This is a genomic window from Algoriphagus sp. oki45 (genome assembly GCF_036245605.1).
In the GTDB taxonomy this organism is placed as follows: Bacteria; Bacteroidota; Bacteroidia; order Cytophagales; family Cyclobacteriaceae; genus Algoriphagus.
The window spans coordinates 1,910,224-1,935,404 of record NZ_BTPC01000001.1 but is presented as its reverse complement, the minus strand read 5'-3'; the positions used below and the strand labels follow the sequence as shown (position 1 = coordinate 1,935,404).

Below are 25,181 nucleotides of genomic sequence, written 5' to 3'. Positions count from 1 at the left end.
GGAATTCCGGTACGGCTTTTTTGCATTTATTTGATTCGTTTACTTGGCGTTGAAAGTCATTCCAATCAGGATGGCAGTACCCAAATCCGCGCCTTTTGGATCACTGAGGAAATAGAGCTTGTGCTTTTTCCCATCGAGTCCGTCAGCCAACTGGATTGTTGCCATATGCATTGGCATAGGTATACCCTGAACCTGCATTCCTGGGCCTGGGTTGACCGCCCCTTGACCTACCACAGGTCCGGTAGGGCTGTCTTGTCTGATTTCAAAGGCTAAGGGTTTACTGATTTCACCTTGGATAGCCATGTTGAGACTGACGGAACCAATACCTGTCAAGTCAGTAGCCGGCATGGCAAAGGATGCGGCCTGAGCTGGAATAGTCAGGAGAGTTTGTCCATTGAATACCATCTTATTGTAGCCGGCATATTCTCCTGCCAAGGCCAAACTCGGAGAGTTCGAGGTCAGCATCACAGAGTTGGCTCCGGTGAGAGGCTTAATGTTTTCTCCACCTTTATCTGTGTATGTAGCAGAGATTACCAAGGCTCCTGTTGGGGAAGGTTGCTTGCTCAAAGTTGGGTCTACTGAACCTTTGGCAGGCAAACTTGGCTTGGCCTCATTTCTCAAGGACAGAATGTAGGTGACCAAAGCATTGGCATCAGCCGATTTCAAATCCGGATTGGCAGGCATGGCTGTTTCACCCCATACACCTCCGCCACCGTTTTTGATTTTGTTTAGGAGATAGTTTCGGTCTCTTTCTCTGTATTTTTTGGCTACCTCTGTATATGCGGGGCCTATTGAGGCTTCGTTTTCTTTGTGACAAGTTTTACAAGTTAAGGATTGCACCAGAGACTTCCCTGTCATGGCCTCGCTCATCACTTTGTGTCCCATGTCCGCTTCTGCCATGTCAACTCCTGACACGTAGTCTGCAGACACATACAGAGTACTCATATCCAAGTTGGCACCGGGCTCATCCGGGTCAGTGGCAGTCACCGTGTAGGATACTTTTTTGCCCGGGAAATAGAAGGATTGATTGCCGTCAATTACAATCTGAATCTCAGGAGCAGTATTTCCTGCATAGACACTCAGTGGAACACTCTCTCCTTTCAATCCTGCGGGATCATTGGCAGCCACACTTACCTCATAATCGCCGATGTTGGTGTAGGTATGGGTTAGGGTAGGTTCTGTGGTGGTTTTAGTCTCTCCATTACCAAGGTTCCATGTATAGGACAAGGGATCACTTTCCGGATCTGAGGCACTGGCAGTAAAGTTTACTGTCAGAGGATTTTGCCCTGAAGTTTTGTCTACAAAAAGACTGGTAACCACCGGTGCTCTATTGCCTCCGTTATAATCTATTCGGAAAAGACCTGCATCCGGATTTTTGGAAAACCATCCATTGCCGTATTCCAGAATGTAGATTTTCCCATCAGGGCCCATTTCCATATCCATTAGGGCATTAAACTTGGTTCCTGCCATGAATGGCTCCATTTTGTCAAAGCTGCCATCCTCGGTCATCGTCACCACTTTTACCCAGCCTCTGATCCATTCGTAGATGAAAAGTTTTCCGTCGAAATAATCCGGATATCGGGTTTCTGCTGGATACATTTCAGAGTAGTAAACTGGTCCTGCCATGGCATTTCTTCCGCCTGTCCCCACGGATGGGAAGTCTGGAGAAGCGGCATAGGGATACCAAATGAAAGCAGGATGCACTGGAGGCAATTGCTTTAGACCGGTATTATGCGGAGAATTGTTTACTGGGCCTGCCGGGTCAAAAGCCGGCCCTGTTTGGCCGGTTTCGTAGTTGAACTCGCGATAAGTATAATTATTTCCAATGATGTATGGCCAACCGAAATGTCCGGCTTTCTTCGCCTGATTGACTTCGTCATATCCTCTTGGACCTTTGATGTCCAGTGAGTCGTTGTTGGCATCTGGGCCAACTTCTCCCCAATAAAGGAACCCAGTCTTTTGGTCCACTGAGATTCGGTAAGGATTTCTCAAGCCTTGGACGTAAATCTCCGGACGAGTGCCTTCTGTACCTTGAGGATAAAGATTGCCCTCAGGGATAGTGTAGCTTCCGTCTTCATTGACTTTGATTCGGATGATTTTTCCTCTCAGGTCATTGGAGTTTCCTGAACTTCTTCGGGCATCGTACTGCTTGTTTCCCTCTCTACCATCCAAAGGTGCGTATCCATTGAGTCTATACGGGGTGTTTGGCTGATTAAATGGCGTGGAGTTGTCACCAGTGGAAAGGAAGAGATTTCCTTGTGCATCAAAGGCGATGGATCCACCGGTATGACAGCAGATATTTCTTTGGGAATATAATTCCAAAATCTCCTGCTCTGATCCCATGTCCCAAGCTCCATTGGCAAACTTAAATCGGGAAAGACGGTTGATTTCTTCAGTTCCTGTGGGGGAGTAAAAAACGTATACCCAATTGTTTTGAGCGTAATTTGGATCTTTCTGAAGACCCATGACCCCTTCTTCTGCATTGACTCCCTGAACCTCTGCCTTCCAATAGACATCTAGTTTAGCCACTTCCTTGAGTTCTCCAGTAGCATTATTGTAGTGAAGGATTTCCCCTCTTCTTTGTGCTACCAAAATGTCCAAGTTGGGCAAAACAGTCATTTCCGTTGGTTCGGTAAACTCTCCAATGGAAAGGGTGGTCTTGGTAAACCGGTTCTCTTCTGGAGTTCTTTTGGATTTGGCTTTGGAATAATCTAATTCTTCATTTTCTCCAATAGCATATTGAATTCCCGCCAAAAGGTGTTTTAGGAAATTTTCTTCAGAAAAGGATTCATGAGTATGCCCACCGCCGGTATACCAAGCTCTTCCTCCGTCAAACTCATGATACCAGGCAATGGGATGCTCTCCCATATCCATTCCGCCTTGATAGGAAGCCTCATCCAGCATTAAGATCTTTTTGGTATTGGGATTGACGTTTTTGTAGCTATACCATTCATCAGTTCTTTCGAAGGATTGAGGCAAAAAGTCCACGGAAGGATGTTTTTCTCCAGTTTTGGAGATTTTTCCCTGCTGAACATTGGGATGTGGATCATTGATGCCAGGATGGTCTGCAAAATACCCTCCTACCAATCGGCCATACCAGCCCCATTCGTACTCGGTATCGGCAGCTGCGTGGATTCCAACAAAGCCACCACCCGATTGGATGTAGCGTTCAAAATCTGCTTCCTGGAAATGATCCAGAACATCAGCCGTAGTGCTGAGGAAGATTACCGCCGCATATTGAGCTAAGTTTTCCTCGTTGATGTTTGCTGCATTTTTGGTGGTATCCACCTCAAATCCATTTTCTGCGCCTAGTTTTTGGATGGCAGCAATTCCGGAGGGAATGGATTCATGGTAATATCCAGCTGTTTTGCTGAAGATCAGGACTTTTGGATTGCCTTCTCGCTTTTTGGAACAAGCAACCAATCCCAATCCAATGAGCATAATCACCACGATTAGGCTCCTTAGGTTTTTTGGGTAATTCATGAGGTTTGAGAAATTTTTTTGGGGAAATTAGGAAAAAAGTCCAAATGCTTGATTGATAAGAAATACAAGGAGCGATATAATGGATCAATCGGTCGATTTTGTCGATGAAATCCCAAACTAAAGCATCCTTGCTCCCTCAAAAACTTCTACTGGAATAAATTCCGGGGACTTTAAAAATCTTTTTTCATAGCCAATTTGGATATGGCTTTTGAATTTTTCCAAAAAATCCGTCCTCACCAGATTGATCGTGCATCCTCCAAATCCTCCTCCCATCATCCGGGATCCTAGGACTTCAGGCATTGAAGTGGCTATTTGAGCCAGAAAATCCAGTTCGGGACAACTCACTTCAAAGTCTTGGCTCAGGCTGGTATGGGATGCATCCAGAAGTCTTCCGAATGTGATTAAATCTCCAGATTGGAGAGCTTTTGCGGCCTCATGAACCCGATCACATTCGGTGATGACATGCTTGGCTTTGGGGAAAAAAGATTTAGGAAGGATTTCTTCAATTTTTCCCAAATCGGAAATACTTAAATCTCTCAGTGTTATAATTTCAGGATAATTGGCCTGCAGCAGTCGGACACTTTCTTCGCAGGCCTCCCTTCGCTTATTGTATGCTGAATCTGCCAAGGAATGCTTCACTTTAGAATTGACTAAAATCAAAGAATAATTTCCAAGGTGTACCGGAATTTCCTGATGAGTATTACTTCGACAATCCAGCAAAAGTGCCTTTCCCTCTCTGCCAAAGGCTGAGGCATAAGGATCCATGATTCCGCATTTCACACCTGCATAGAGATGCTCGGATTTTTGGGCATACAAGGCCAAGTTTTTCTTTGGGATATCGAAGTCAAAAAGCGCGGATATCGCAGTTCCAATTCCTACCGAAAGTGCGGCCGAAGAAGAAAGTCCTGATCCTACCGGAATATTTCCTCCAATAACCATGTCAAACCCCTTTACTTCATAGCCAGACTGCTTCATCAGGGCACACATTCCCATAGCATAGTTTGCCCAGTGGCCTTTTTTTGGGGTAAATGAATCCAGATCAAAGCTGAATTCCTGTCCGAAGTCTGCAGAAATAAGCCGGCAGGAACGAATATCGTTTTTCTGAATTGCCACCCAAATTCCCTGCTTCACCGCAGCCGGAAATACAAACCCTTCTTGATAATCCGTGTGTTCTCCGATCAAATTGATCCTGCCTGGAGCAAAGGCAATTAAAGGTGAACCTGAAAAGTTGGAATGATAAGTAGGGAGGAGTTGGGGGTGCATTTGGTTGGTGAATAGGTTATTGGGAAAATAGTTATTGAGGTATTCAGGGTATAAGCCTAAAGAAATATCTAATTACCAATAACTAATAACGATTTACTTCTTTACCTCAAAATGCTGGGAAGACTTCCTAGGCACCAAGGTGGTTTCCAAAATAATCGAAATCGGATCTTCGGAGGCGATTCCGTCCAATTGATCCAAAAGATGGGTCGCTGCCAGTTTCCCCATTTCGTAGCCAGGCTGGGAGACAGTGGTCAGTGGAGGCTCGACCACAGCGGAAGTGGGATTGTTGGTAAAGCCTGCCAAGGCAATATCCTCGGGGATTCGGATTCCGTGGGCTTTCCAATCGGTCAGGACATCTACCGCCACCGGGTCAATCATACAGAATACCGCATCTGGTCTTGGGTCCAACTTTAGGATTTCTCGAGCAACTTGGATGTTTCCAACCTCCGTTAGATCTGTGATTTTGATCAAGGTCGGATCTTCTTTCAATCCGTATTCTTTTAATGCCTTGAGATATCCTTCCTTCCTTTTCTTAGAAATATAAAGGTCCTCTGGTCCAGAGATATAGACGATTTTTCGGGAACCATTTTCCAAAAGGTGCTTCACCACTTGGTATGCTCCTCCTGCATCATTGAAAGTAACCTTGGATACGGGAATATCTTCCTGTACCCGGTCAAAAAGAACGAAGTTGATCTCCCTATTGTAGAGGTCGTACAAATGCTCAAACCGATTAGTCTCCCGGCTCAGGGAAATGAGCAATCCGTCGACCTGACTGGATACCAGGGTGCGAATATTGGCTTTTTCCTGATCCAGAGACTCATTACTTTGGCAGATGATGACATTGTAACCCCGAGAATTGGCATGATCTTGAATTCCGCTGATACAGGAAGCGAAAAAATGAGAAGTGATTTCGGGGACGATGACTCCAAGGGTTTTTGATCGGGAAATCCGGAGAGATTGTGCCAGCAGGTTTGGCTGGTAATTCATCTCCTTGGCCATTTCCACGATTTTTCGCTTGGTTTCCGGATGGAGCTCTGGGGAGTCCTTTAGGGCTCTGGAAATGGTAGACACGGATACACCCAATTTTTTGGCGATCTCTTTCATCGTGACCTGATGCCCTTTTTTCATACTTCTTCCTTCTTAATTCTCAAAAATGCAATCGTCTGCAGTTACGAATAAAGCAAAGATTTTTAGAAAAACCGCTATTCCTGATAAACTGTGAATAAAACGGTTTCACCGACAGCCTTTAGTGTACGTGAGTCGATCAGGTCCATATTGTCCTGATGGGTATGATGGTAATGGCCAAATCCAAAGTCTGGGGAAAACTCGATAATATCGATCATCGGAATGCCTGCTTGTGAATTGACGAAGTAATGATCGTCTATGATCTCTGGAGCGTCTTTTTGGATAAAAAAGCCAGAATGGCCCAGTTGGGAAGCGTGACCCCATACTTTGGAAACAATTCCTCCTGCAAACTGTCTGGAATACCCTTCTCTGTAAAACCGTGCATTTTTCGCACCTACAAGATCCACCAATATTCCATAGTAGGCAGAATAATTGGGGATATGCTTGTTTTTGGACCAATATTGGGAGCCATGACACCACCACACTTGGGAGTTATTTCTTCCTGAAGACATTTCAGGCTCTCCGTCATCCTCTCCGTCAAAGAAAATAAAATCAATTCCCACTTCTGGCTTCAATCCCTGGCTGGAAATAGTCCTTGCAATTTCCAGCAGCACACCTACTCCGGAGGCCCCGTCATTTGCTCCGTCTATAGGTTCATTGATGCGCTCGGTGTCCTTATCGGCAATTCTCCGTGTATCCCAATGGGCTGCCAAAAGGATTCTTTTGGTGGCTTTGGGATTGTAGGAAGCAATGATATTGCTGAGATTCCAATTCAATCCATCGTAGGTTTTCACCTGGAAGTCCTGAGTCTGAACACTCATTCCATAGGATTCCATTTCAGCGATAATCCAGGCCTTGGTGGCAGCATGTCCCGGAGTGCCTGGGACACGAGGACCAAAGTCCACCTGCTTTTGGACGAAAGCATAAGCAGAATCGGCATTGAAGGCAGGGTAGGGCTTGACAACCACTTCGGGAACCTGCGTTTCTGTGTTTTTTTCGCCTGAACAAGCCCAGGCCAATATCAACAGGGCAAAAAGCCAAATCTTATTATTCTTCATATGCCCAGTCGATTTTGTCTTTCATGTCTTTGACCACAAATCCCATTTCTTTCAGGCCTGCGCGGATTTCATCCACTTTGGCGTAATCTCGGGCAGTTTTTGCTTCCCCATACAGCTTGAGCAAAAGATTCAGCATGGAATTCTGCACATCGCTTTTCTCCTCAATCAGCCCCAGAATATCTACCACAAAGGTGATGAAGGTATCTTTCATTTTCCGAAATACTTCTTCTCCCAAAGCGGCAGAAGAAAGCTGACCGGTGAAAATGGAATTGATCTTTTTCAGCAGATTAAACAGGTGACCGATAGCCTGAGCGGTGTTAAAATCATCGTCCATGGCCCGGTAGGCCGCAGTTATGCTGCTTTCGACCTGCTTGATTTGTTCTTGATCAGGAGATATTTCCGGATTTGGCGTGTATTCCAAAAGGCGGGCAATTCTCAATCCGTTGATAATCTTTTTGTAGCCTTTTTGTGCAGCCTTAAGTGCCTCGTTGGAAAAGTCCAAAGTGGAGCGGTAATGCGCTGTGAGCATGAAATAGCGGATCGTCATTGGGCTATAGGCCTGCTCCAGAAGCTTATGGTTTCCGGTAAAAAGCTCCTGCAGAGTGATGAAATTCCCCAAAGATTTGCCCATCTTCTGCCCGTTGATGGTGATCATGTTGTTGTGCATCCAGTATTTGGCTGGGTCTCGATGATTGCAAGCGTTTCCCTGCGCGATTTCACATTCGTGATGTGGAAACATCAAGTCCATGCCACCTCCGTGGATGTCAAACTGGGTTCCCAAGTACTTGCTGCTCATCGCTGTACACTCGAGGTGCCAGCCCGGAAATCCTACTCCCCAGGGAGATTCCCATTTCATCAGGTGTTCGGGGGCGGCATTTTTCCAAAGGGCAAAATCCACCGAATTGCGCTTTTCGCCCTGACCGTCAAGGTCTCGGCTACCGCTGATCAATTCGTCCAATACCCTGCCGGATAGCTTGCCGTATTTGTAGGTGTTGTTGTATTTCAACACATCGAAATAGACTGAGCCATTCACCTCATAGGCCAATCCTTCATTCAGGATCGCTTCTACCAAAGCTATCTGCTCTGGAATGTGGCCTGTGGCTCGGGGCTCAATGCTGGGTTTCCAGGTATTGAGCAAAGCCATGTCCCGATGATACGTGTCCGTGTATTGCTGAGCCACTTCCATGGGTTCGAGCTGCTCTAGCTTGGCTTTTTTGGCGATTTTATCTTCTCCTTCGTCCGCATCTCCAGTCAAGTGCCCTACGTCGGTAATGTTTCGGACATAGCGAACTCTGAATCCCAAATGAGTTAAGTAGCGGTTGACTGTGTCAAATGTGACTGCAGGTCGCCCATGGCCCAAATGTGCGTCTCCGTAAACAGTCGGCCCGCAGACATACATGCCCAAAAAAGGCGGGTTGATGGGTTGAAATTCTTCCTTTTGGCGGGAAAGCGTGTTGTATACTTTGAGTTGATGCGATTTCATTTTGAGATGCTAGAAGCGAGATTCAAGTCTCTAAAACCGGAAAACCGATTTTTAGGTTCGTGTTGCAAAATAGCGGATTTGGCTTGGGAAATGAAAAGAAATGGATGTCAGGGGCAGTTAACTTTTCCAAAGTTCTGCACTTTGGAAAAGTTAGAGTGACAAATTCCCATGAGACGATAAGGACTTTATATAGTACTTGCTGGATTAATTGGTGAAAGTGCGCTGAAAGCGCAACTTATAGTAGCCCCAAATTCAATTTGGGGCTTTGAACATTTGATTTTTGATTTTGAGCCCTGAATGGGCGATTTGTAATCTATATAGATCGTGCCGTTGGCACTCTTAAAACTCTTTTGAAAACCTACACCCAGAATTGAATTCTGGGCTGAGACAGAAAATGCCTTTGGCATTTAATCCTTTGGAGAGAGGGTATGACCCATCATAAAAAACAAAAAACCTCCGATCCTAATCGAACCGGAGGTCAAAGCTGATTTAAGAGATTAAAAAGAAGAGATTTTTAATTGGAAGATAAGTGCTTAATGAATTTTAAAATTACCATTAAGCAAACATCAATTTACCTTTTGGTTTTGGGATAGTTCTTCCTAATTCTAATGCTGTTTCGAGCCATTCAGAAATGACTGTTTCCGCATTTTTTAGCGCCTCAGCATAGGATTTTCCATCAGCTGCGCAACCAGCTAGTTCTGGGACCTCTGCGATGAATGACTGGTCTGCTTCACTCCAATAAATGATGATTTCGTATTTTGATTCAATTGTCATTTTCTTCGAGTTTTAATTGATACTTCAATATAAGGTTTCTTACTTGTTTCACCTGATAGGGTTTGGCTTTGGCCTGAATTTCTTGAATATTCAAAATTTCCTCTATCTCTTCTTTGGAGAAAATATGATGGCTTCCTTTGATCCTTTCAGCAAAACCAAAGAGGATCAATAATCTCCTGAGCTGTTCAAAATCAACATTAGCATCTGAAGTTCCTGAAAGAATCCTTATCAAAAGTTTTTGGTACTTCCCCATACTACTTCTAAAATAATGTCATTAAAAAGAATCTGAATTTTCAAATTAATCCGGATTTAATCAATTGGTTTAGAAAAAAACAAAAAACCTCCGATTCTATTCGAACCGGAGGTCTTGATACTAAATTCTAGCTACTTGATACTTCAAATTAATGTTTGAAGTGTCTCACTCCGGTCATCACCATACTCATGCCGTGGGCGTCACAGAAGTCAATGCTGTCTTGGTCTTTGATGGAGCCGCCGGGCTGAACCACGGCAGTGATTCCGGCTTCGTGCGCGATCTCCACACAATCCGGGAATGGGAAGAAGGCATCGGATGCCATTACAGCACCTTTCAGGTCAAAGCCGAATTCTCCCGCCTTGATGATCGCTTGACGGAGAGCATCCACACGCGAAGTTTGGCCTACTCCGGATGCGAAAAGCTGGGAATCATTGCTCAATACAATGGTATTGGACTTAGTGTGCTTGCAGACTTTGGCTGCGAAAACCAATGCGTCCATTTCCCTTTCACTTGGGGCAACTTTGGTCACCACTTTGAAATCAGACTTGCTTTCGGTAGCCAAATCCTTGTCCTGCTCAATCACTCCGTTCAGGAGAGTCTTGATCATTTTGGTGCCCGGAAGAGCCATTTTCTGACGAAGTAGGATTCTGTTCTTTTTGCCTTTCAATACTTCCAAGGCCTCTTCGGTAAATTCCGGTGCAATCAACACTTCGAAGAAAAGGGAATGCATTTCTTCAGCAGCCGCTTTGTCCACCGTCTGGTTGGTCACCAATACGCCTCCGAAAGCGGAAGTGGTATCCGCTGCGAAAGCCTTCTGGTAGGCTTCCTTCACCGTATCCGCAGTGGCACATCCGCAGGCATTGGTATGCTTCAGGATGGCGAAGGCAGTTTGTCCGTCAAATTCAGCAATCAGGTTGACTGCTGCATCTACGTCGACCAGGTTGTTGTAGGAGAGTTCTTTTCCGTTGAGCTGATCGAAAAGATTATCCAAGTCACCGTAGAAATGAGCCGCCTGATGGGGGTTTTCTCCATAACGAAGGGCCTTTGCCTTGTTTTCGGAAACCTTCAAAGCAGGAATTCCTTCGCTTTGGTTGAAGTAGTTGAAAATATGAGTGTCGTAATGGGATGACACTTGGAAAGCCTGAGCGGCAAAGTATCTTCTGTCTTCGATGGTGGTGCCTCCATCTTGGGCCTTCAGTTTTTCTTCCAATTCTCCGTACTGGTTTTTGGAAGCAATGATGATCACATCCTTGAAGTTTTTGGCAGCGGCACGAATCAGGGAAATTCCACCGATATCGATTTTCTCAATAATATCTGCTTCTGATGCGCCTGAAGCGACAGTTTCTTCAAATGGGTACAAATCCACAATGACCAAATCGATGGCAGGAATGTCGAATTCGGCTGCCTGAGCCACATCGCCCTCATTTTCTCTTCGATAGAGGATGCCTCCGAATACTTTTGGGTGAAGGGTCTTTACTCTTCCTCCGAAAATGGAAGGATAAGAGGTGAGTTCTTCCACAGGGATGACCTCAGCGCCTTGTTCTTCGATAAACTTTTGCGTGCCACCGGTAGAGTAGATTTTTATTCCATGTTGCTTAAGTAGGGCGATGATTGGTTCGAGGTTGTCCTTATAAAAGACTGAAATAAGAGCAGATTGGATTTTTTTGACAGCCATTTTTAGATGGAAAGGTGAGAAATCAAGAAGTCGCAAAGGTAGGGAAAATGAAGAGAATGAGGGGATAGACTCAAAGGATTCTTGTAGAGGAGGCCTCTAAAATATTGGAGTTTGGGATTGAGATATAGGTAAGCATATCTGGAAATGGCTTTAAAAAAGTTATTTCAGGATTTAAGATTTTCCCCATCTCTGAAATGAAGTCTTCTAAAAACCAGACCGGAGATGATGGTCAAGCTTCCTATGATCAAAAAGGTATAGCGGAAAGCTTGATGGACTTCAATGGGAATAAGCTTTTCATCCCCCTCAAAAAGTTTGAGAATCAATAGTCCCAAAGCTACCCCAAATCCAATCGACAATTGCTGATTGACCGAAAGCAGGGAGTTTCCGCTACTCGTGTGATAGGGGCGCAGGTCTGCGATTGCGATTGAGTTCATCGAGGTAAACTGAATGGAATTGAAAAATCCCAAAATGGCGATGATAGGCAAGTGCCAATAGATGGACGCTTCCAGACTGGGGAGGGCAAATGAACAAATTAGGCAGCCGATCAGAAAGGTGTTGAACATGAGCGTCTTTCGATAACCGATTTTGTTTAGAATTTGGATCACCACAGACTTGCCTAGCATGGCAGTCAGGGCCATTGGAGCCACGATCCAGCCTGATACCACGGCTGACTTTCCGTAGGCGATCTGAATCATCAAGGGCAGAAGCAAAGGAACTGAACTGATTCCCAATCGGGTGGCGAGATTACCAAGGATACCAACCCGGAAGGTTCTAACCTGAAAAAGGTCCAGTGGAAAGAGCGGGTTGTCCTCTCGCCTAGCATGGCGATAATAGAAATAGAGTAAAAGAAAGCCCAAAAACACTCCAATCAGTAAGGGGGTGAGTTGGACCGACTCGCCCAAAAGCTCAAGAGAAATGGAAAGGATAAAAGTGGCTGCTCCGAAAATCAGAAATCCTCTCAGGTCAAACTCTGATGAAGGAGAATAATAATCAGGCAGAAATTTCAGACTGAGCAAAATACCCAGGACAGCGATGGGTAGATTGATCAGAAATATCCAGTGCCAAGACAGATAGTCCACCATATAGCCTCCCACTAATGGTCCCAAAATCGGCCCGATAAGGGCGGGGACTATGGCAAAATTCATCGCTTGCACCACTTCGTTTCTGGGAAAGGATTTGATCAGGGCCAGTCGGCCCACAGGTGTCATCATACTGCCACCTACTCCCTGAATCACCCGGGAAAGCACCAGCTGATTGAGGTTTTGGGATAATGAGCAGAGGAGAGACCCGAGAGCAAAGACCATCAATGCCCCGATAAAAACCCGCTTGGTACCAAATCGGTCCGCCATAAATCCACTGATGGGCATCAGCAAAGCCACGGTAAGGACGTAGCTGATGATGGCATTTTGCATATTCAGCGGAGACTCATCAAGGTCATAAGCAATGGCTGGAAGGGAGGTGTTCAAGATGGTGGAATCCAGCATCAACATAAAAATGGCTGTAGCCAAGATGACGGGAAGGATTTTTTTGACCTGATTGCTTACCGGTACTTGAGTCATGGTTTAATGAAAAAAGCTTATTGGGAGGGATTAATTGGCTGGTTTTGGAGTACAACAATCCTCCGATTTCCTATTCTTGAAAATAGGCCTAAAATCTTGTTTTTGTATTGGTTTTGGGTTGAGTAGAAGGAGCTTAATTTTCAAAGGGAGTTCTTGCTTAGTGTCTCAGCCACTTCCATGGCGCATCCCCAAGCTACGGTAAATCCAGCTCCGCCATGACCGTAATTGTGAAAGACATTTTGGAAATCAGCGTCAAATTCAAATCTGACGGTACTTCGTTTAGGCCGTAGGCCTACCACGATTTCCAGAATCTCAGGTTGGTTTTTTATCCCAAAGTTTTTGAGTCTTTCCAAAATTAATTCGGTATCTCTTCGGTCTTCGGATTCATTCCAGTCGTAGTCATAATCGGTACCTCCTATAATGGAATCACCGCTTCTTCCGATGATGTAAGAAAGTGCACCTTTTTGCGTAGGGTCGGCAAAGGAGGGGATATCCAGCTTTTCTGCCCGCAAAATCTGACCCCGCATGGGATGCAAATCCTCGTCTTTACAAAGCGATTTGGCTCCTAAACCTGTACAATTCACTACCAGGGTATCTTGAGAAGCTATTTCTTCCAGGCTGTTGAAAGTTTTCAATTCAAAGGTTCCGCCCAGATTCAGGAATTTCTCAAATAAATAAGGAAGATAAAGTGGAGGTTCGGTCAAGGGTACATCAGCAATCAGCCCTTTTTTCATTCCTTTTGGGAGCTCATCCCATGTGGCTTCTCTCACCGTTCCTGCAGGCAACTGATGAACCCATTCCTCGTCCTTCAGGTCTTTGTAGGCATTTAAGAACGAAATCATCGATACCCCCGCAGCATATTCGGACTCTTTTTCATAGCGGGCATAGCTGACTGCTGCCCATCGATCCACTTTTTTTCTGGGCTCGATAGTATAGGGAAACCACACCGCGCCGACTTTATGGGATAGGGTATAATCGAATTTCTCTTTGGCAAAAAGGCGAACATCAAAACCTGCCTCTTGTAGGGCTATGGCAGAAGTAAGTCCAATAATTCCTGATCCGACGACAGTGACCTTTCTGGCTTTCATTCAGAAGTATTATGCGATTCTAAGGATCTTTTCCATCTTTTTGCCTTTGGCCAATTCGTCAACCAACTTGTCCAGGTAGCGAACTTTCTGAGTCAAGGGATTTTCGATTTCCTCCACCCGGTATCCACAAATAAGTCCGGTGATCAGATGGGCATTGGTATTTAGGTCTGCCTGATCAAAAAAATCATGAAAGCTGACTTTTTCATGGATTAATGATTGAATCTTCTCTTTCGAAAAGTTGGTGAGCCAAGTGATGACTTCAAGAAGTTCTTCTTCTGATCTTCCCTTTTTCTCCACTTTGGCTAAATAATGAGGGTAAACGGAGGAAAAAGTCATTTTTGCGATTCTTTCGTCAGAGTTCATGATTGGCTATTTTGGTTGAAACCATCGAATCCAGTCCTGTTCAGCAGCGATGTAGCCAAAAGAGGCAAAATAGTTAGTTTCCAATAGGCCTTCCATCATTTCTTTAGCCCTTGCAGTATCCTGATTGTACAAGTACCAATTGGCCACCCCATAGCGTACGGCATCATTGGAGGGGCTGCCTCCCGGGCCTTGCTGAATCAGAGAATCTACCGGAATCCAACCTTTGTACAATCGACAAAGGTCTGCATAGCTTTGATTTTCGATCACGGTAGAATCTGCGTGAATGGGCGCCAAAAGGGAATCGGCTTTGGCTGGATTGCCGAGTCGCTGCTGAATCATGTAAAGCCAATGCGTACTGGAGACAATATTGTCATAATGGCTGCCGCTTTCCCGGCATTTCACGTAAGCTTCATAAGCTTTCTCATAGTCACCCACCAAGTAGTAAGCCAATCCGAGATGGTAGTAAATATTGCTGTGAAGCGAGCTGACCGGGATATTCAGGGCATTGGGCATGCCGTCCGGTTCTATTTCATTGGGAGTGCCTTGGATCAATTCTGCTGCTTTTTCCAGGTCGGAAATGGCTTCATCAAACTCCCGGATAGAAATATACCTGTGCCCTCGATGACGGTAAAGCTTGGGTTCGCTTGGGAATTTCTCAATTCCCTGAGAAAATATCTGAATGGCCTGATTGTACTGACCCAAATAGGCAATCCTTCTTCCATACCAAATCAAGGCTTCCACATCCTCAGGATTCGACTCGTAGATGGCTTTTGCTTCCCGATATTGGGTTTGAAGTTTTTCGGAAGGCAGAGCTATAGAATAGGTTTTACCCAACGGAGTAATAAAGGTAGAGTCACTTGCAACTTCCAAATGAGAGGATTCCTGCGAAGAAGGACTACAGGCGATGGTTAGAAAAAGAAGACTTAGAAATGAAAGGAAACGCATGGTGCAGGGGTTTAGATAAAATGGAAATTAAATTTATTCTCCTGATTTGAAAATCCGGTCCATAAGTACCCATTTTTCTCCGGGTTTGGACCAAGGCAAAGGTTGCTGAAATCCCCACATCAATTCCTCCCACTTGGCAATGATGGGATTTGCGGCATCCATTTCTGCTTTTTTCTCGAAAGTAAACTCATCCACTGTTTCCAAAATCATAAACATCCGGTTGCCGGTCCGAAAGATTTCAATATTCAATATTCCACAGTCAATATCATGCTGAGTCACTTTCGGCCAGGCTGCTCCGGGAGCATGATGGGCTTCGTATTTTTTGATGGATTCAGGATCGTCTATAAGATCAAGGGCTAGGCAATATCGTTTCATGGTGTGGAGGTTTGGGAGTTGGGGAGAATGGGAGTTGGGAAGTATGGAGGTAAGGAGGTATGGAAGTTAGGAAGTCATTGTGCCATATATCTAGCGAAAGTATTTTTTGAATTGATTGATCGTTTGTTTTGCTGCTTCGTCTGGACTGGGGTAGGGGAAAGCTTCTGCGGAAATGTATCCCGAGCAGTTAATTTCCTTGAGCGCTGCGGCAATCGGTGCCATGTCTGTATGCCCAAAACCCATAGGTTTTCGGTTGGAATCAGCAAAGTGCACGTGCCCTATGTATTGACCAAAATCAAGAATGCTTTGAGCACTATTGTCCTCTTCGATATTCATGTGGAAAAGGTCAGCCAAAAGGCGAATTGCTCTCAAGTGATTTCGCTTCAAAAACTCACTCCCTGCATGAAGGGTATTGATGAGATTGCTTTCATATCGGTTCAAGGGTTCATAAATCAAGATTACCCCAGCCGATTTGGCGATTTTTCCCAACTGGGAAAGCCCTTCGGCCAACAAGTCTAAGGCATCCTCTTTAGAATGTCCTGTTGGAATATTTCCCTGCATGGATCCGATGATCGCTGGTGCGCCAAACTGAGCTCCGAAATCGATCATTTCTGCTATATAGTCAATCGCTTTTTTCCGGATTTCGGGATCGGGGTCGGTGAGGGTTAGGCCATGAAGTACCTTCCCGGCACCCGTTCCCACTGCCGCAAGTTCGAGTCCGTAATGCTTGAGCTGGTCTTGAAGGTGGTTGGCATCCAGATCAGAACCCGATCGGGTAAAGAGTTCTACTCCGTCAAAACCCAATTCAGCAGCTTTTTTTAGACTTTCTTCCAGATTATGCCAAAAGATCCAAGGACCGATGGACATGGTTTCTATAAGATTGAGTGTGACGGCAGATTTGATCATTGGTCTTCGAGATTGAGCATGATTTTAATGATCTCTTGAGGATTGCTGGCCCATTCTATGAGGGTGGCGGGGCCTTCTTCGATTGAAATGGTTTTGGAAATAACTGCTTCCACCGGGAATTTGCCGGATTCGAGGTATTCGATCACCTCGGGGAAGTCGGTTTTGCCCACACAGTTCCTCGAACCCAGGATTTCTATTTCCTTTTGGACAAAAAGGGAGGTATTGAACTCCACGGGAGCTTTGGCGTAGCCGATGCAGACTACCCGGCCCAGAAAGGCCACTTCTTCTACTGCACTTCGGTAAGTATTTGGGCTCCCTACTGCCTCGATAATTACATCGGCCCCGTCTCCTTGGGTGATTTCTTGTAGACGATCGTGGAGGTTTTCTAAGCTTGGATTTATGGTATGAGCTACCCCGATTTTCCGGGCCACTTCCAGCTTGCTTTCATCCAGATCAATGGCAATGACCTGAGCGCCTCGATTGACCGCAGTTGCCACTGCTCCAAGACCTACGATTCCGCAACCTAAAACCGCAACCCGGTCTTCAGCGCTTATTCGTCCTCGGCTGACTGCATGAAAGCCTACAGTTAGAGGTTCCACCAAAGCAAGTTCTCGCAGGCTCAATTTTTCCGAAGGAAATACATCCTGCCAAGGTGCCGTAATGTATCGCGTCATAGCCCCTGGTCGGCGAACTCCCATGGTTTTGTTGGTTTTGCAGGCATTGGGCCGGCCTTTTCGGCAGGCTATGCAAGTGCCACAGGCGAGGTAGGGATAAAGGGTAACCCGAGTTCCGATAGAAAGGTCCTCTGGAACTTCAAGTCCTTTTTCGACAATCGTTGCACCGACCTCATGGCCGAGGATATTGGGATATTCCTGTAGGGGGAAAAGTCCTTTGAACCCGTTCAGATCTCCTCCGCAAAACCCCACCATTCCTACCTCAAGTAGTACTTCTCCCGCTTTTGGGCTCGGTTTGGTAATTTCCCGAACTTCTGATTTTCCGACTTCGGTGAGAAAAAGAGCTTTCATTTCGATCTACGATTTAAGAATTCAGATTTACGAGATTTTTAAGAATCTCAAACCCTTCTAAAGGGAGCCTAACTTTTCAACTTTAAAACCTTACAACTTTACAACCTCTTTCTTCTCTCTCTCCGATTCCTGTCTGCTCAAATATTATTCTCCGCCTTTCCTTCAAACCATATTCGGTTTTTGACCGGCTCGACAAGCGTGAGGATTCGATCTATTAATTCTGAAGGGATTTCTAAATCTACTGCTTCGAGATTTTCCTGGACAGTTTTGACTTCACACATCCCTACTATCGTGGTAGAAATAAGGGGGTGATCCATCGCAAAGCGCAGGGCTACTTGGCTCAGCTTGTATCCAAAGCTTTGGCAAAGGTCCAACAAAACGGGCTGCATGGCCTTTACTTCTGCCGGAGAGCGGTGCCAAGGAGGCAAAGGAGCATCTGAGAGGATGCGCTGCATCAATGGGGCGGCATTCATTAGTCCAAAATCCATTTCCTGTGCGAGCGGAACTAATTCATTATTGATCTCATCCTCCAGCAAGTTGTAATGAGCCCAAGAAAGCACCGTGTCGGGATTGGTTTCGCGAGCAATCTGGGCAAGATACCGGACTGGCAATCCGGTGATGCCCCAGAATCGAGCTTTCCCGGACTTGACCACTTCTTGGATAGCAGGGACCGCTTCCTCCAGAATTATTTGCTTATCTACAAATTCAATATCATGGAGCTGAAATAAGTCCAGGTAATCGGTTTTCAGTCGGGTGAGCGATTCATCGATGCTTTGGAGGATACGTTTTCTGGAAAAGTCAAAGTGTTGAAGATCGTACCTTCCGCATTTGCTGGCCAGAATGATCTCTTTGCGCCTTCCTTCGATCGCTTTTCCCAATCTGCTTTCCGCCAAAGTCAGCCCATAAAAGGGAGACACATCGATGAAATTCACCCCATGATCTAAAGCCAAATGAACTGCCGAAATGGCCTCTTTTTCATCCACGGGATCAAAAACATTTCCCATTGGGGAGGCACCAAAGCCTAAAATGGAGACTTCTAGTTCGGTTTTGCCAAGTCTGCGATACTGCATAGGTAGATTAGGTAAATCTGCTGACGGATAGGTTTAAGCAAATTAGAAGATTTTTGCAAAGAAGGAATCCTGAAAAATGGGGATCGGTCGAAGTCCGATTTATTTAGATAAAAAAAAGAGGACTTACTCCCCTTTGACATATTTTCTCCAATTGTGCTGCTCTTTGAATCCCAATACTTCCCGGATTTTCCGATTGGAGAAAAGGGCTTCATGCTCTTCCAAATCTCGAGTAAGCGGTACTCCCGGAAAAAAGCGTTCTGCCAGTTCCTTGCTTGGAATGATGGCTCCATTTTGGTCATTTCCAGCATTGAAGATCTGATAGCCCAAACCGTCCTTTTTCAGGCATAAATCCACGATTTGCCCCAAATCACGGGCATCGATGTAGCAGAAGGCATTTCTTCTTCTCACCTCAGGGTGCTTGAAGTAATAAGGAAAAAGTTGCTGGTATTCGTGGGGCTCGATCACATTGCCAATCCGAAGGGCATAAATATCCACTCCCGTTCTGCGCTGAAAAGCCTGGGCAGTTTGCTCATTGACTACTTTGGATAGCCCATAGCTGTCCATAGGATTGACGTCGTATTCTTCATCAAGAGGTAGGTAAGCCGGGTCGGTTTTTCCATCTGAGAAGCAAATCCCATAAGTCGTTTCCGAAGAAGCAATGATGATCTTTTTGATGCCGAGTTTGACTGCTGCTTCGATCACATTATAGGTCCCGACGGTGTTGACCCGAAAGGTTTCATTGTCGGGCTTGATCAGTATACGTGGCACTGCGGCAAAGTGCACCACCGCGTCAAACTTAGGGACTCCTGTTCCCGGCTCCATTTCGTCAAATCCCGCATACATGCTCATAGCATTGAACATCTGTCCTGAATCCGTAATGTCAGCTGTGAGATTGTCCACTCCGGGATGATTCAAAGGAGTCAAGTCTACATTGAGAACTCGGTGTCCTTGGTCAAGCAGGTAGGGGATGACGTGTTTTCCGGCTTTTCCGGAGCCTCCGGTGAAGAATATTCTCATGGTGAATTTTTGTCTTTAATTAAGATTTTATTTTTTAAACGAAAATAGAAATAAATACGTGGCTCTTAGTGAGTAAAACAGAAGATGCTTTTAGGTTTTAGCCTTGAGAAGCAACAATTACAGTTGTATCCCTGAAAATTTTTAATAAGAACCATTTCAAACTTATTCCTTAACTACAATCTGGGTATCCTCCGTTCCGGCATAGAAGACCACGATTTCGGCGGGCACATTTCCCTCATTTTTTCCATAATGCACCTGATTGACCAGCTCGATGATGGGATCTCCGGCTTTCATTTTTAGTGTATTTCCTTTCGAGTCCACCACGGTCAGTTCACCGCTGAGCAAAACGCCTGCGTTGATGACCGGGTGATAATGTTTGGGCAATTCGGAGTGGGGAGGAATGGTCACTTTCACAATGGAAATCTTCGGCTTGCCCGAGGGATAAGCTGGAAGAGAGTCCCCGTTCCAGGATTGGAAGGATTCGATAAGAAGCTCTGAAGTAGAAGTTTGGGAACCTTCCTTTTGGCATCCTAGTAAGGCTACCAAAAGAAGGCTTAAAAATAGGTTTTTCATGATAAACTAGGTTTGGGTTTAGAGTAGGGATGGGTTAGGGAACTACATTTTTGAAACCAAAATCAAGGTCAAACCGATAGAAAATACTCCAAAAAACAAGATCGATCCCAAAATCTGAACCAGAAACCCCTTGACTATGGAGATTCCCCAACTTTGACCAAAAAGATCTCGGTAGGCCCAAATGGCATAAATGTAGCCCAGAAGGAGGTAGATCAGGTACAAACTCATATTGTCAAACAGCTCGGATACCAGAATGAAAGGTATGAAAATCAGTGTCATCTGATTGAAGATAAAGAGATTGGCTATAAACTGTTCCCAATAGGTAAGCCCTGACTTTTTGAAAAAAAGGTAGGAAAACAAAGCAACAAAAAACACGGCCACTGCAAACCAAAGGGAAAGGTAATCTATAAAGACAGACTGGTACACTTCGGAGAATTGCTGATTGAAAGCCTGCTGTTCCGGACTCATGCTGGCAGATTCTGCCCCGTTCAAAGCCATATTTTGCTTGATCCAGAAGTCATACTTGATCGTGAGAAAAGCACTGACCCCCACCACAAAGAAGAAGTACCGAAGAGGATTGGTGATGGTGAGCCTATCCATATCGAGATGTTCCCGGATGATTTTGCCCGGAAATTTAAACAAACCGATGACGGTGTAGACTATCCCTTGGTCCAGTTCAAAAATATCCAGAAAACTCTGCAGGAGATTGCGGAAAGTAAAGCGTCTTATCTTCTTTTCCTTGGTAATGACAGTCTCTTCGACTTCCCAAATTTTGAGTGGCTCCATGTTGGTTGATTTTTAGAGAAAAATAAAGAAATAATCCCAGCCTTTTGAGCTGGGAATAGGGGTTTGGGCCTGTTTTTCTGAAATTTATCTCTTCAGTCTGACTGGGATTTAGGATAGAAACCCCGTGAATCATAGATGGGGCTGCATGGATAAGGGCTTCGCTTTTGTGTTTGATATTTGGCTTGAATGACTGCAATAGGCTATACTTCAATGCCAGATATTTTATTCTATATCAAACACCACCTTGCGTAGGATCCCGTTGTTAAAATTGAATTTGCCCATAGATTCATATTCTTCATTGACAGGTAGGCCTTCGTCTCTTCCGATATCGAAGGTTTCATGTCCTGTGAAAGCAGCATAGACAGTTGCGGTAAGGTCCATTTCTCCTACTTTTTGGTCATTGATGAAGAATTCTACCAAAGACGGTCCATTAAGTCTTGCCTCCTTCATGGTGTGCTTCAAGGTGATTTTGACTTCACCAACTGGAATTTTTACGTTTCCATCGAAGTCATGCCAATAAAGCCCTAATGTGGAGTAGCTGTATCTAAGCTTGCCGTCTTTGATAAATAGGGCCTGACCTCCCAATCTCTCCCCTACGGCGTAGATGATTCCTTCCGTTTGAGCGGTAGTAGTCATATAGGCGTTTATCTCGTAATTGGTGGACTTGATCTCCGGACCGGCAAGTTCGGGGACCCGATAGACGTTGGGAGTGAGTTCCCAGTGTTTTTTGGCTGCTCGCTGAGGATTGGACTCAGGCTGGAGAGACCTTCCCATGGAGCCGCCAATGGGAAACACATCGTATTTTTCTGCTTCCTTCCAAAAAAGCTCCTCCAATTCTTTGACTTTTTCAGGGTATTGATCAGCCAAGTTCACTGATTGGATTGGGTCTTCATCGACATTATACAATTCCCATTCGGTATTCAGAGGATCAAAGTTCTTTAGGGCTTCAGGATCTACGGTCCAGGGTACCCGGTAGGGTTTACCGGAGATGGTCCATCCCTCATGGTATAGTCCTACAAAACCGGTCATTTCAAAGTATTGGGTGGGATGGTTGGTTTTGGCATCCGAATCATTCCAGGCATAAGTCAGGGACTTGCCCGGGTATTCTTTTCGTTTTTGGCCGTTTACGTAGTCAGGTGTAGGCACTCCGGTCACTTCCAAAATGGTGGGAACGATGTCAGTGATATTTTGAAATTGCCTTCTCCATTCGCCTTTGGCTTTTATAGCTTTGGGATAGCGAATGGCAGTCGCGGCAATAGTGCCGCCAAAATGTGAGGCGATTTGCTTGGTCCATTGGAAGGGTGTGGAAGAAGCATAGGACCATCCTACCGAATAGTGATTGGCAAGATGAGGCCCGCCCCACTCCTCAATTCCTCCAAATTCTTCCAGCTTTTCCAACTGTTGCTCCATGGATATTGGAGGGAAGCCATTCTGGAACAATAATTCAGAAAAAGTTCCTGTGGGCGTCCCTTCTGCAGTGACACCATTGTCTGCGGTCAAATAGATTACCAGAGTATTGTCCAGTTCTCCCATTTCCTCAAGTCGATCTATCACTCTTCCCACATGATGGTCCACATGCTCCATAAATGCAGCATTGACCTCCATTTGTCGGGACAAATATTTCTTTCCTTCCTCACTGAAAGAGTCCCATTCGGGAATTACTTCTGGCCATTCTACCAGCTGGGCATTTTCAGGGACTAAGCCTAGTTTCTTTTGCCTTTCCAATAATTCCTGCCGGTAAGCATGCCAGCCTTCGTCGAATTTCCCTTTGTACTTGTCTCTCCATTCTTCAGGGACCTGAATCGGGGCATGTACCGCTCCCGGGGCATAATACATAAAGAATGGATTGTCTCTCAGTCCCTTCCAGTTGTCCAGCCACTTGATCGCTTGATCTGCCAAACCATGAGAAAGGTGGAATGTAGAGCCGTCTGCATTGGTTTTGGGTGTTTCTATAGGGGTGGTGTTTTCATAGAGCAAGGGATGAAACTGATTGGTTTCTCCTCCTAAAAAGCCCCAGAAATATTCAAATCCCCAGATTCCTGTGGGCCAGCTTTCAAAAGGTCCTGCGGGAGAAGCCTCCTCCATTGGGGTGTTGTGCCACTTGCCAAAGGCTGAAGTGGCATATCCATTTTCAGTAAGAATTTTGGCAATGGAAGGGGTGCTATAGTCGATCTGGGAATTGTATCCCGGATAACCAGTGGCAAACTCGGAAATAATTCCAGTTCCAATTTGATGAATATTGTAGCCGGTCAAAATGGAACCACGACTCGGAGAACAGACGGCAGCTACCGAAAAATGCGTGTATCTAATCCCTTCATCCCCAATCCGGTCAAAAGTCGGGGTTTGCATGACCCCGCCAAAAGAAGAGGCATTGGAATAGCCCGCATCATCAAGCAGGATAATCAGAACGTTGGGAGCGCCTTCCGGAGCTTTGGGAGGGCCGATAAAATAAGGTTTGGAATCTGCCAGCGTTTTTCCCTGTACCCCTTTCCATTCTTCATTGGGATAGGGGATTGAGTTTTCTGAAGAAGTTGGAGCGGGTTGTTGGCAGCTAAATAAGATTCCGACTAGTCCGAAGAAGAGAGAAAGCTTTTTCATTGGTCTGGGTTATTGATACAAAAAAACAGGCAAGAGGACGGGCTTCTTGACACTTTTTTAAAATAGGAATTGAAATAGAAATTGTCTTGGACAGGGTTGTCTAATCTGGAGGATTTACCTCCTTTTTTCAAAAATTAAAATCAAGAAATCGCAGAGTTTTGGCTTATTGATTTTTTGGCGAAACAGACCCGGAGAAGAGGCCAAGGGTGTTTTCCATAATCTCCATTGCCAAATCAATCATGCTTTTCACGGTAAATTGGTTGGGATCCAAGCGGATATACCACGCATCGGTCAGGGTATGGTAGAATTGGATAAACTCTTCATCGGTACCGCTGGATGCAAATAGACTCTTGATTTGAGGTAGAAGAACAGTTAAAGCCCGCTCGTTTGCGCTTTTGTAAAGTGAATAGAAATCCTCCTTCTCTGAATGCAAAAGCAGTTGGCGGTGAAAAAGTATCCCTTCTTTGTGGGAATAAATGACCTCATAAAGATCCGGAATCAGATTCTTTACCTTCGATTCCAGTTCGATTATGTAGTCGTTAATTTTTTCCTGATGGAGGGAAAACAGCTCTTCCAAGAGCGCTTCTTTGGAATCAAAATGATAATAAAGGGAGGCTCTGGGAAGCTTGTTTTTCTCTGAAAGGGCTTTCAGACTGAATTTGGGTCCTGCCTTTACAAATTCAGAGTATGCTGCATTAACCCATTTTTCTTTAATCCCTTGTTCTAATCCCATAGCTGAATCTAAAATTCAATTTTTGGAAATCCTATTGAGAACTAATCCTTTTTAACGAATGATTAATTCTGATTTTGAATCCAGATATCCTAAGGACTGTAAAAATTCATCGGCCTTTCGAAGGGTCTTTTCATAAAACTCAAAATTCCTGTAATTGAAAAAGCCGTGAGGCTGCCCTTCGTAGAGGAAAAGCTCGCATCGGCTTCCCACTTTTTCCATGACGGTTTGGTAATACTTCATGGTCTCCACTGGGATCAAGTTGTCTTCGGTGCCTAAGAAAATCACGGTAGGAGGAGCTCCTTGCCGAATGTTGTGAAGTGGAGAAAAGTCCGGGTAAGCCTCACCAATCCGCTCAAAGCCATAACCTCCCGGACCGTTGTCGATGACAGGATTGAAGAGGACCAATGCAGTAGGCTTGCAGCTGATACTCAAGTCATCGGTTGGGTCATTGTAGCCATCGATCAGGGCTGTGGCTGCCGCCAAATGACCTCCCGCTGAACCTCCCGATGCAATGATTTTTTCGGGATCAATTTGGAATTCCATCGCGTGACTTCGGATAAACCGCAACGCTGACTTGGCGTCCATGAGGGATTCAAAAGGTGTGGTTTGATTTCGGGAGCTTACCTGATATTCGGCCAAAAAACATACTATGCCCCGCTCCGAGAAATACTTTGCTTGGGGCTCAAACTGAGCGGTATTGCCACCCGTCCATCCCCCTCCAAAGAAGAAAACCATTGCTGGAAACCCATTTTCATCTGGTTTTCCATCTGGGCGGTAAACTTCGAGGCTAAGCTCTAGGGTGTCTATGGTTTTGTAGACTACTTTTTCCTGAGAAAAGGAAAAGGTCACGGAAAAAAACGAAAAGAAAAAAAGAAGGAGGGCAATTTTGCCATTACTTGACTGCATGATTACAAGGCTTGAGTCAGGATTGATTTTTAACTGTCTCCCTTAAAATGCAAAATGTTTTATTCAATTCCATGATTACTAATCCTAAAGTCAGAGGATAGAAATGGTAAATCTTAATGATTA

The 25,181-nt window shown here is 45.1% G+C and carries 22 protein-coding genes; all 22 read right to left on the bottom strand.

Annotated elements, in window-relative coordinates; translation table 11 throughout:
* Positions 1–39: 39 nt before the first annotated feature.
* The 22 genes from AAA942_RS08395 to AAA942_RS08290 all read right to left on the bottom strand — a co-directional run bounded on the left by AAA942_RS08395 (position 40) and on the right by AAA942_RS08290 (position 25,058).
* The gene (locus AAA942_RS08395; RefSeq protein ID WP_338219792.1) at positions 40–3,483 is read right to left on the bottom strand and encodes a ThuA domain-containing protein; all 3,444 of its coding nucleotides are present in this window, start codon (positions 3,481–3,483) and stop codon (positions 40–42) included.
* Positions 3,484–3,600: 117 nt separating this feature from the next.
* Entirely contained in the window at positions 3,601–4,746 is a 1,146-nt protein-coding gene (gene galK / locus AAA942_RS08390; protein ID WP_338219791.1) for a galactokinase, read from the bottom strand.
* A gap of 93 nt (positions 4,747–4,839) precedes the next feature.
* Positions 4,840–5,874, bottom strand: coding sequence for a LacI family DNA-binding transcriptional regulator (locus AAA942_RS08385; RefSeq protein ID WP_338219790.1), 1,035 nt, complete (start codon positions 5,872–5,874; stop codon positions 4,840–4,842).
* A gap of 74 nt (positions 5,875–5,948) precedes the next feature.
* Entirely contained in the window at positions 5,949–6,929 is a 981-nt protein-coding gene (locus AAA942_RS08380; RefSeq protein ID WP_338219789.1) for a M28 family peptidase, read from the bottom strand.
* A complete protein-coding gene (cysS, locus tag AAA942_RS08375) occupies positions 6,919–8,412 on the bottom strand; it encodes a cysteine--tRNA ligase (protein WP_338219788.1) in 1,494 nt (497 codons plus the stop codon). Before cysS ends, AAA942_RS08380 begins: the two co-directional genes overlap by 11 nt.
* A 555-nt stretch (positions 8,413–8,967) precedes the next feature.
* Positions 8,968–9,186, bottom strand: coding sequence for a type II toxin-antitoxin system HicB family antitoxin (locus AAA942_RS08370; RefSeq protein WP_338219787.1), 219 nt, complete (start codon positions 9,184–9,186; stop codon positions 8,968–8,970).
* On the bottom strand, positions 9,176–9,439 hold the full coding sequence (locus tag AAA942_RS08365; RefSeq protein ID WP_338219786.1) for a type II toxin-antitoxin system HicA family toxin: 264 nt from the start codon (positions 9,437–9,439) through the stop codon (positions 9,176–9,178). The genes AAA942_RS08370 and AAA942_RS08365 overlap by 11 nt, the downstream gene beginning before the upstream one ends.
* Positions 9,440–9,587: 148 nt before the next feature.
* Positions 9,588–11,114 (bottom strand): bifunctional phosphoribosylaminoimidazolecarboxamide formyltransferase/IMP cyclohydrolase, encoded by a 1,527-nt coding sequence (purH, locus tag AAA942_RS08360; RefSeq protein WP_338219785.1) that lies wholly within the window; start codon positions 11,112–11,114, stop codon positions 9,588–9,590.
* A gap of 164 nt (positions 11,115–11,278) precedes the next feature.
* Positions 11,279–12,673, bottom strand: a complete 1,395-nt coding sequence (locus tag AAA942_RS08355; protein WP_338219784.1) for an MFS transporter — start codon at positions 12,671–12,673, stop codon at positions 11,279–11,281.
* Between the two features lie 140 nt (positions 12,674–12,813).
* Entirely contained in the window at positions 12,814–13,761 is a 948-nt protein-coding gene (locus AAA942_RS08350) for an FAD-dependent oxidoreductase (RefSeq protein WP_338219783.1), read from the bottom strand.
* A gap of 9 nt (positions 13,762–13,770) precedes the next feature.
* Positions 13,771–14,124 (bottom strand): DUF2200 domain-containing protein, encoded by a 354-nt coding sequence (locus AAA942_RS08345; RefSeq protein WP_338219782.1) that lies wholly within the window; start codon positions 14,122–14,124, stop codon positions 13,771–13,773.
* Between the two features lie 6 nt (positions 14,125–14,130).
* Positions 14,131–15,069 carry a tetratricopeptide repeat protein gene (locus AAA942_RS08340; RefSeq protein WP_338219781.1) on the bottom strand — a complete coding sequence of 313 codons (939 nt, stop codon included), beginning with the start codon at positions 15,067–15,069 and terminating at the stop codon, positions 14,131–14,133.
* Positions 15,070–15,102: 33 nt separating this feature from the next.
* Positions 15,103–15,444: an L-rhamnose mutarotase gene (locus AAA942_RS08335; RefSeq protein ID WP_338219780.1), complete on the bottom strand. Its 342-nt coding sequence runs from the start codon at positions 15,442–15,444 to the stop codon at positions 15,103–15,105.
* Positions 15,445–15,534: 90 nt separating this feature from the next.
* A complete protein-coding gene (locus tag AAA942_RS08330; RefSeq protein ID WP_338219779.1) occupies positions 15,535–16,350 on the bottom strand; it encodes a sugar phosphate isomerase/epimerase family protein in 816 nt (271 codons plus the stop codon).
* Entirely contained in the window at positions 16,347–17,375 is a 1,029-nt protein-coding gene (locus AAA942_RS08325; protein WP_338219778.1) for a zinc-binding alcohol dehydrogenase family protein, read from the bottom strand. Before AAA942_RS08325 ends, AAA942_RS08330 begins: the two co-directional genes overlap by 4 nt.
* A 137-nt stretch (positions 17,376–17,512) precedes the next feature.
* Complete coding sequence (locus tag AAA942_RS08320; RefSeq protein ID WP_338219777.1) at positions 17,513–18,445, bottom strand: aldo/keto reductase; 933 nt, start codon at positions 18,443–18,445, stop codon at positions 17,513–17,515.
* Positions 18,446–18,568: 123 nt separating this feature from the next.
* Positions 18,569–19,462: an NAD-dependent epimerase/dehydratase family protein gene (locus AAA942_RS08315; protein WP_338219776.1), complete on the bottom strand. Its 894-nt coding sequence runs from the start codon at positions 19,460–19,462 to the stop codon at positions 18,569–18,571.
* Positions 19,463–19,624: 162 nt separating this feature from the next.
* Positions 19,625–20,035 (bottom strand): cupin domain-containing protein, encoded by a 411-nt coding sequence (locus AAA942_RS08310; protein WP_338219775.1) that lies wholly within the window; start codon positions 20,033–20,035, stop codon positions 19,625–19,627.
* A gap of 42 nt (positions 20,036–20,077) precedes the next feature.
* Positions 20,078–20,821 carry a DUF3667 domain-containing protein gene (locus tag AAA942_RS08305; RefSeq protein ID WP_338219774.1) on the bottom strand — a complete coding sequence of 248 codons (744 nt, stop codon included), beginning with the start codon at positions 20,819–20,821 and terminating at the stop codon, positions 20,078–20,080.
* A gap of 222 nt (positions 20,822–21,043) precedes the next feature.
* A complete protein-coding gene (locus tag AAA942_RS08300) occupies positions 21,044–23,419 on the bottom strand; it encodes an arylsulfatase (protein ID WP_338219773.1) in 2,376 nt (791 codons plus the stop codon).
* Between the two features lie 163 nt (positions 23,420–23,582).
* The gene (locus tag AAA942_RS08295; protein ID WP_338219772.1) at positions 23,583–24,152 is read right to left on the bottom strand and encodes a TetR/AcrR family transcriptional regulator; all 570 of its coding nucleotides are present in this window, start codon (positions 24,150–24,152) and stop codon (positions 23,583–23,585) included.
* Between the two features lie 51 nt (positions 24,153–24,203).
* Positions 24,204–25,058 carry an alpha/beta hydrolase gene (locus AAA942_RS08290; RefSeq protein WP_338219771.1) on the bottom strand — a complete coding sequence of 285 codons (855 nt, stop codon included), beginning with the start codon at positions 25,056–25,058 and terminating at the stop codon, positions 24,204–24,206.
* Between the last annotated feature and the right edge of the window lie 123 nt (positions 25,059–25,181).

Bases quoted from the DNA above. Each gene is read 5' to 3' on its own strand.
- AAA942_RS08370 (WP_338219787.1), bottom strand. From the start codon at position 9,186: ATGACAATTGAATCAAAATACGAAATCATCATTTATTGGAGTGAAGCA.
- AAA942_RS08300 (WP_338219773.1), bottom strand. From the start codon at position 23,419: ATGAAAAAGCTTTCTCTCTTCTTCGGACTAGTCGGAATCTTATTTAGC.
- AAA942_RS08325 (WP_338219778.1), bottom strand. From the start codon at position 17,375: ATGAAAGCTCTTTTTCTCACCGAAGTCGGAAAATCAGAAGTTCGGGAA.
- AAA942_RS08305 (WP_338219774.1), bottom strand. From the start codon at position 20,821: ATGGAGCCACTCAAAATTTGGGAAGTCGAAGAGACTGTCATTACCAAG.
- purH (WP_338219785.1), bottom strand. From the start codon at position 11,114: ATGGCTGTCAAAAAAATCCAATCTGCTCTTATTTCAGTCTTTTATAAG.
- AAA942_RS08310 (WP_338219775.1), bottom strand. From the start codon at position 20,035: ATGAAAAACCTATTTTTAAGCCTTCTTTTGGTAGCCTTACTAGGATGC.
- cysS (WP_338219788.1), bottom strand. From the start codon at position 8,412: ATGAAATCGCATCAACTCAAAGTATACAACACGCTTTCCCGCCAAAAG.
- AAA942_RS08365 (WP_338219786.1), bottom strand. From the start codon at position 9,439: ATGGGGAAGTACCAAAAACTTTTGATAAGGATTCTTTCAGGAACTTCA.
- galK (WP_338219791.1), bottom strand. From the start codon at position 4,746: ATGCACCCCCAACTCCTCCCTACTTATCATTCCAACTTTTCAGGTTCA.
- AAA942_RS08320 (WP_338219777.1), bottom strand. From the start codon at position 18,445: ATGCAGTATCGCAGACTTGGCAAAACCGAACTAGAAGTCTCCATTTTA.
- AAA942_RS08345 (WP_338219782.1), bottom strand. From the start codon at position 14,124: ATGAACTCTGACGAAAGAATCGCAAAAATGACTTTTTCCTCCGTTTAC.
- AAA942_RS08330 (WP_338219779.1), bottom strand. From the start codon at position 16,350: ATGATCAAATCTGCCGTCACACTCAATCTTATAGAAACCATGTCCATC.
- AAA942_RS08355 (WP_338219784.1), bottom strand. From the start codon at position 12,673: ATGACTCAAGTACCGGTAAGCAATCAGGTCAAAAAAATCCTTCCCGTC.
- AAA942_RS08385 (WP_338219790.1), bottom strand. From the start codon at position 5,874: ATGAAAAAAGGGCATCAGGTCACGATGAAAGAGATCGCCAAAAAATTG.
- AAA942_RS08290 (WP_338219771.1), bottom strand. From the start codon at position 25,058: ATGCAGTCAAGTAATGGCAAAATTGCCCTCCTTCTTTTTTTCTTTTCG.
- AAA942_RS08295 (WP_338219772.1), bottom strand. From the start codon at position 24,152: ATGGGATTAGAACAAGGGATTAAAGAAAAATGGGTTAATGCAGCATAC.
- AAA942_RS08350 (WP_338219783.1), bottom strand. From the start codon at position 13,761: ATGAAAGCCAGAAAGGTCACTGTCGTCGGATCAGGAATTATTGGACTT.
- AAA942_RS08395 (WP_338219792.1), bottom strand. From the start codon at position 3,483: ATGAATTACCCAAAAAACCTAAGGAGCCTAATCGTGGTGATTATGCTC.
- AAA942_RS08315 (WP_338219776.1), bottom strand. From the start codon at position 19,462: ATGAGAATATTCTTCACCGGAGGCTCCGGAAAAGCCGGAAAACACGTC.
- AAA942_RS08335 (WP_338219780.1), bottom strand. From the start codon at position 15,444: ATGAAACGATATTGCCTAGCCCTTGATCTTATAGACGATCCTGAATCC.
- AAA942_RS08380 (WP_338219789.1), bottom strand. From the start codon at position 6,929: ATGAAGAATAATAAGATTTGGCTTTTTGCCCTGTTGATATTGGCCTGG.
- AAA942_RS08340 (WP_338219781.1), bottom strand. From the start codon at position 15,069: ATGCGTTTCCTTTCATTTCTAAGTCTTCTTTTTCTAACCATCGCCTGT.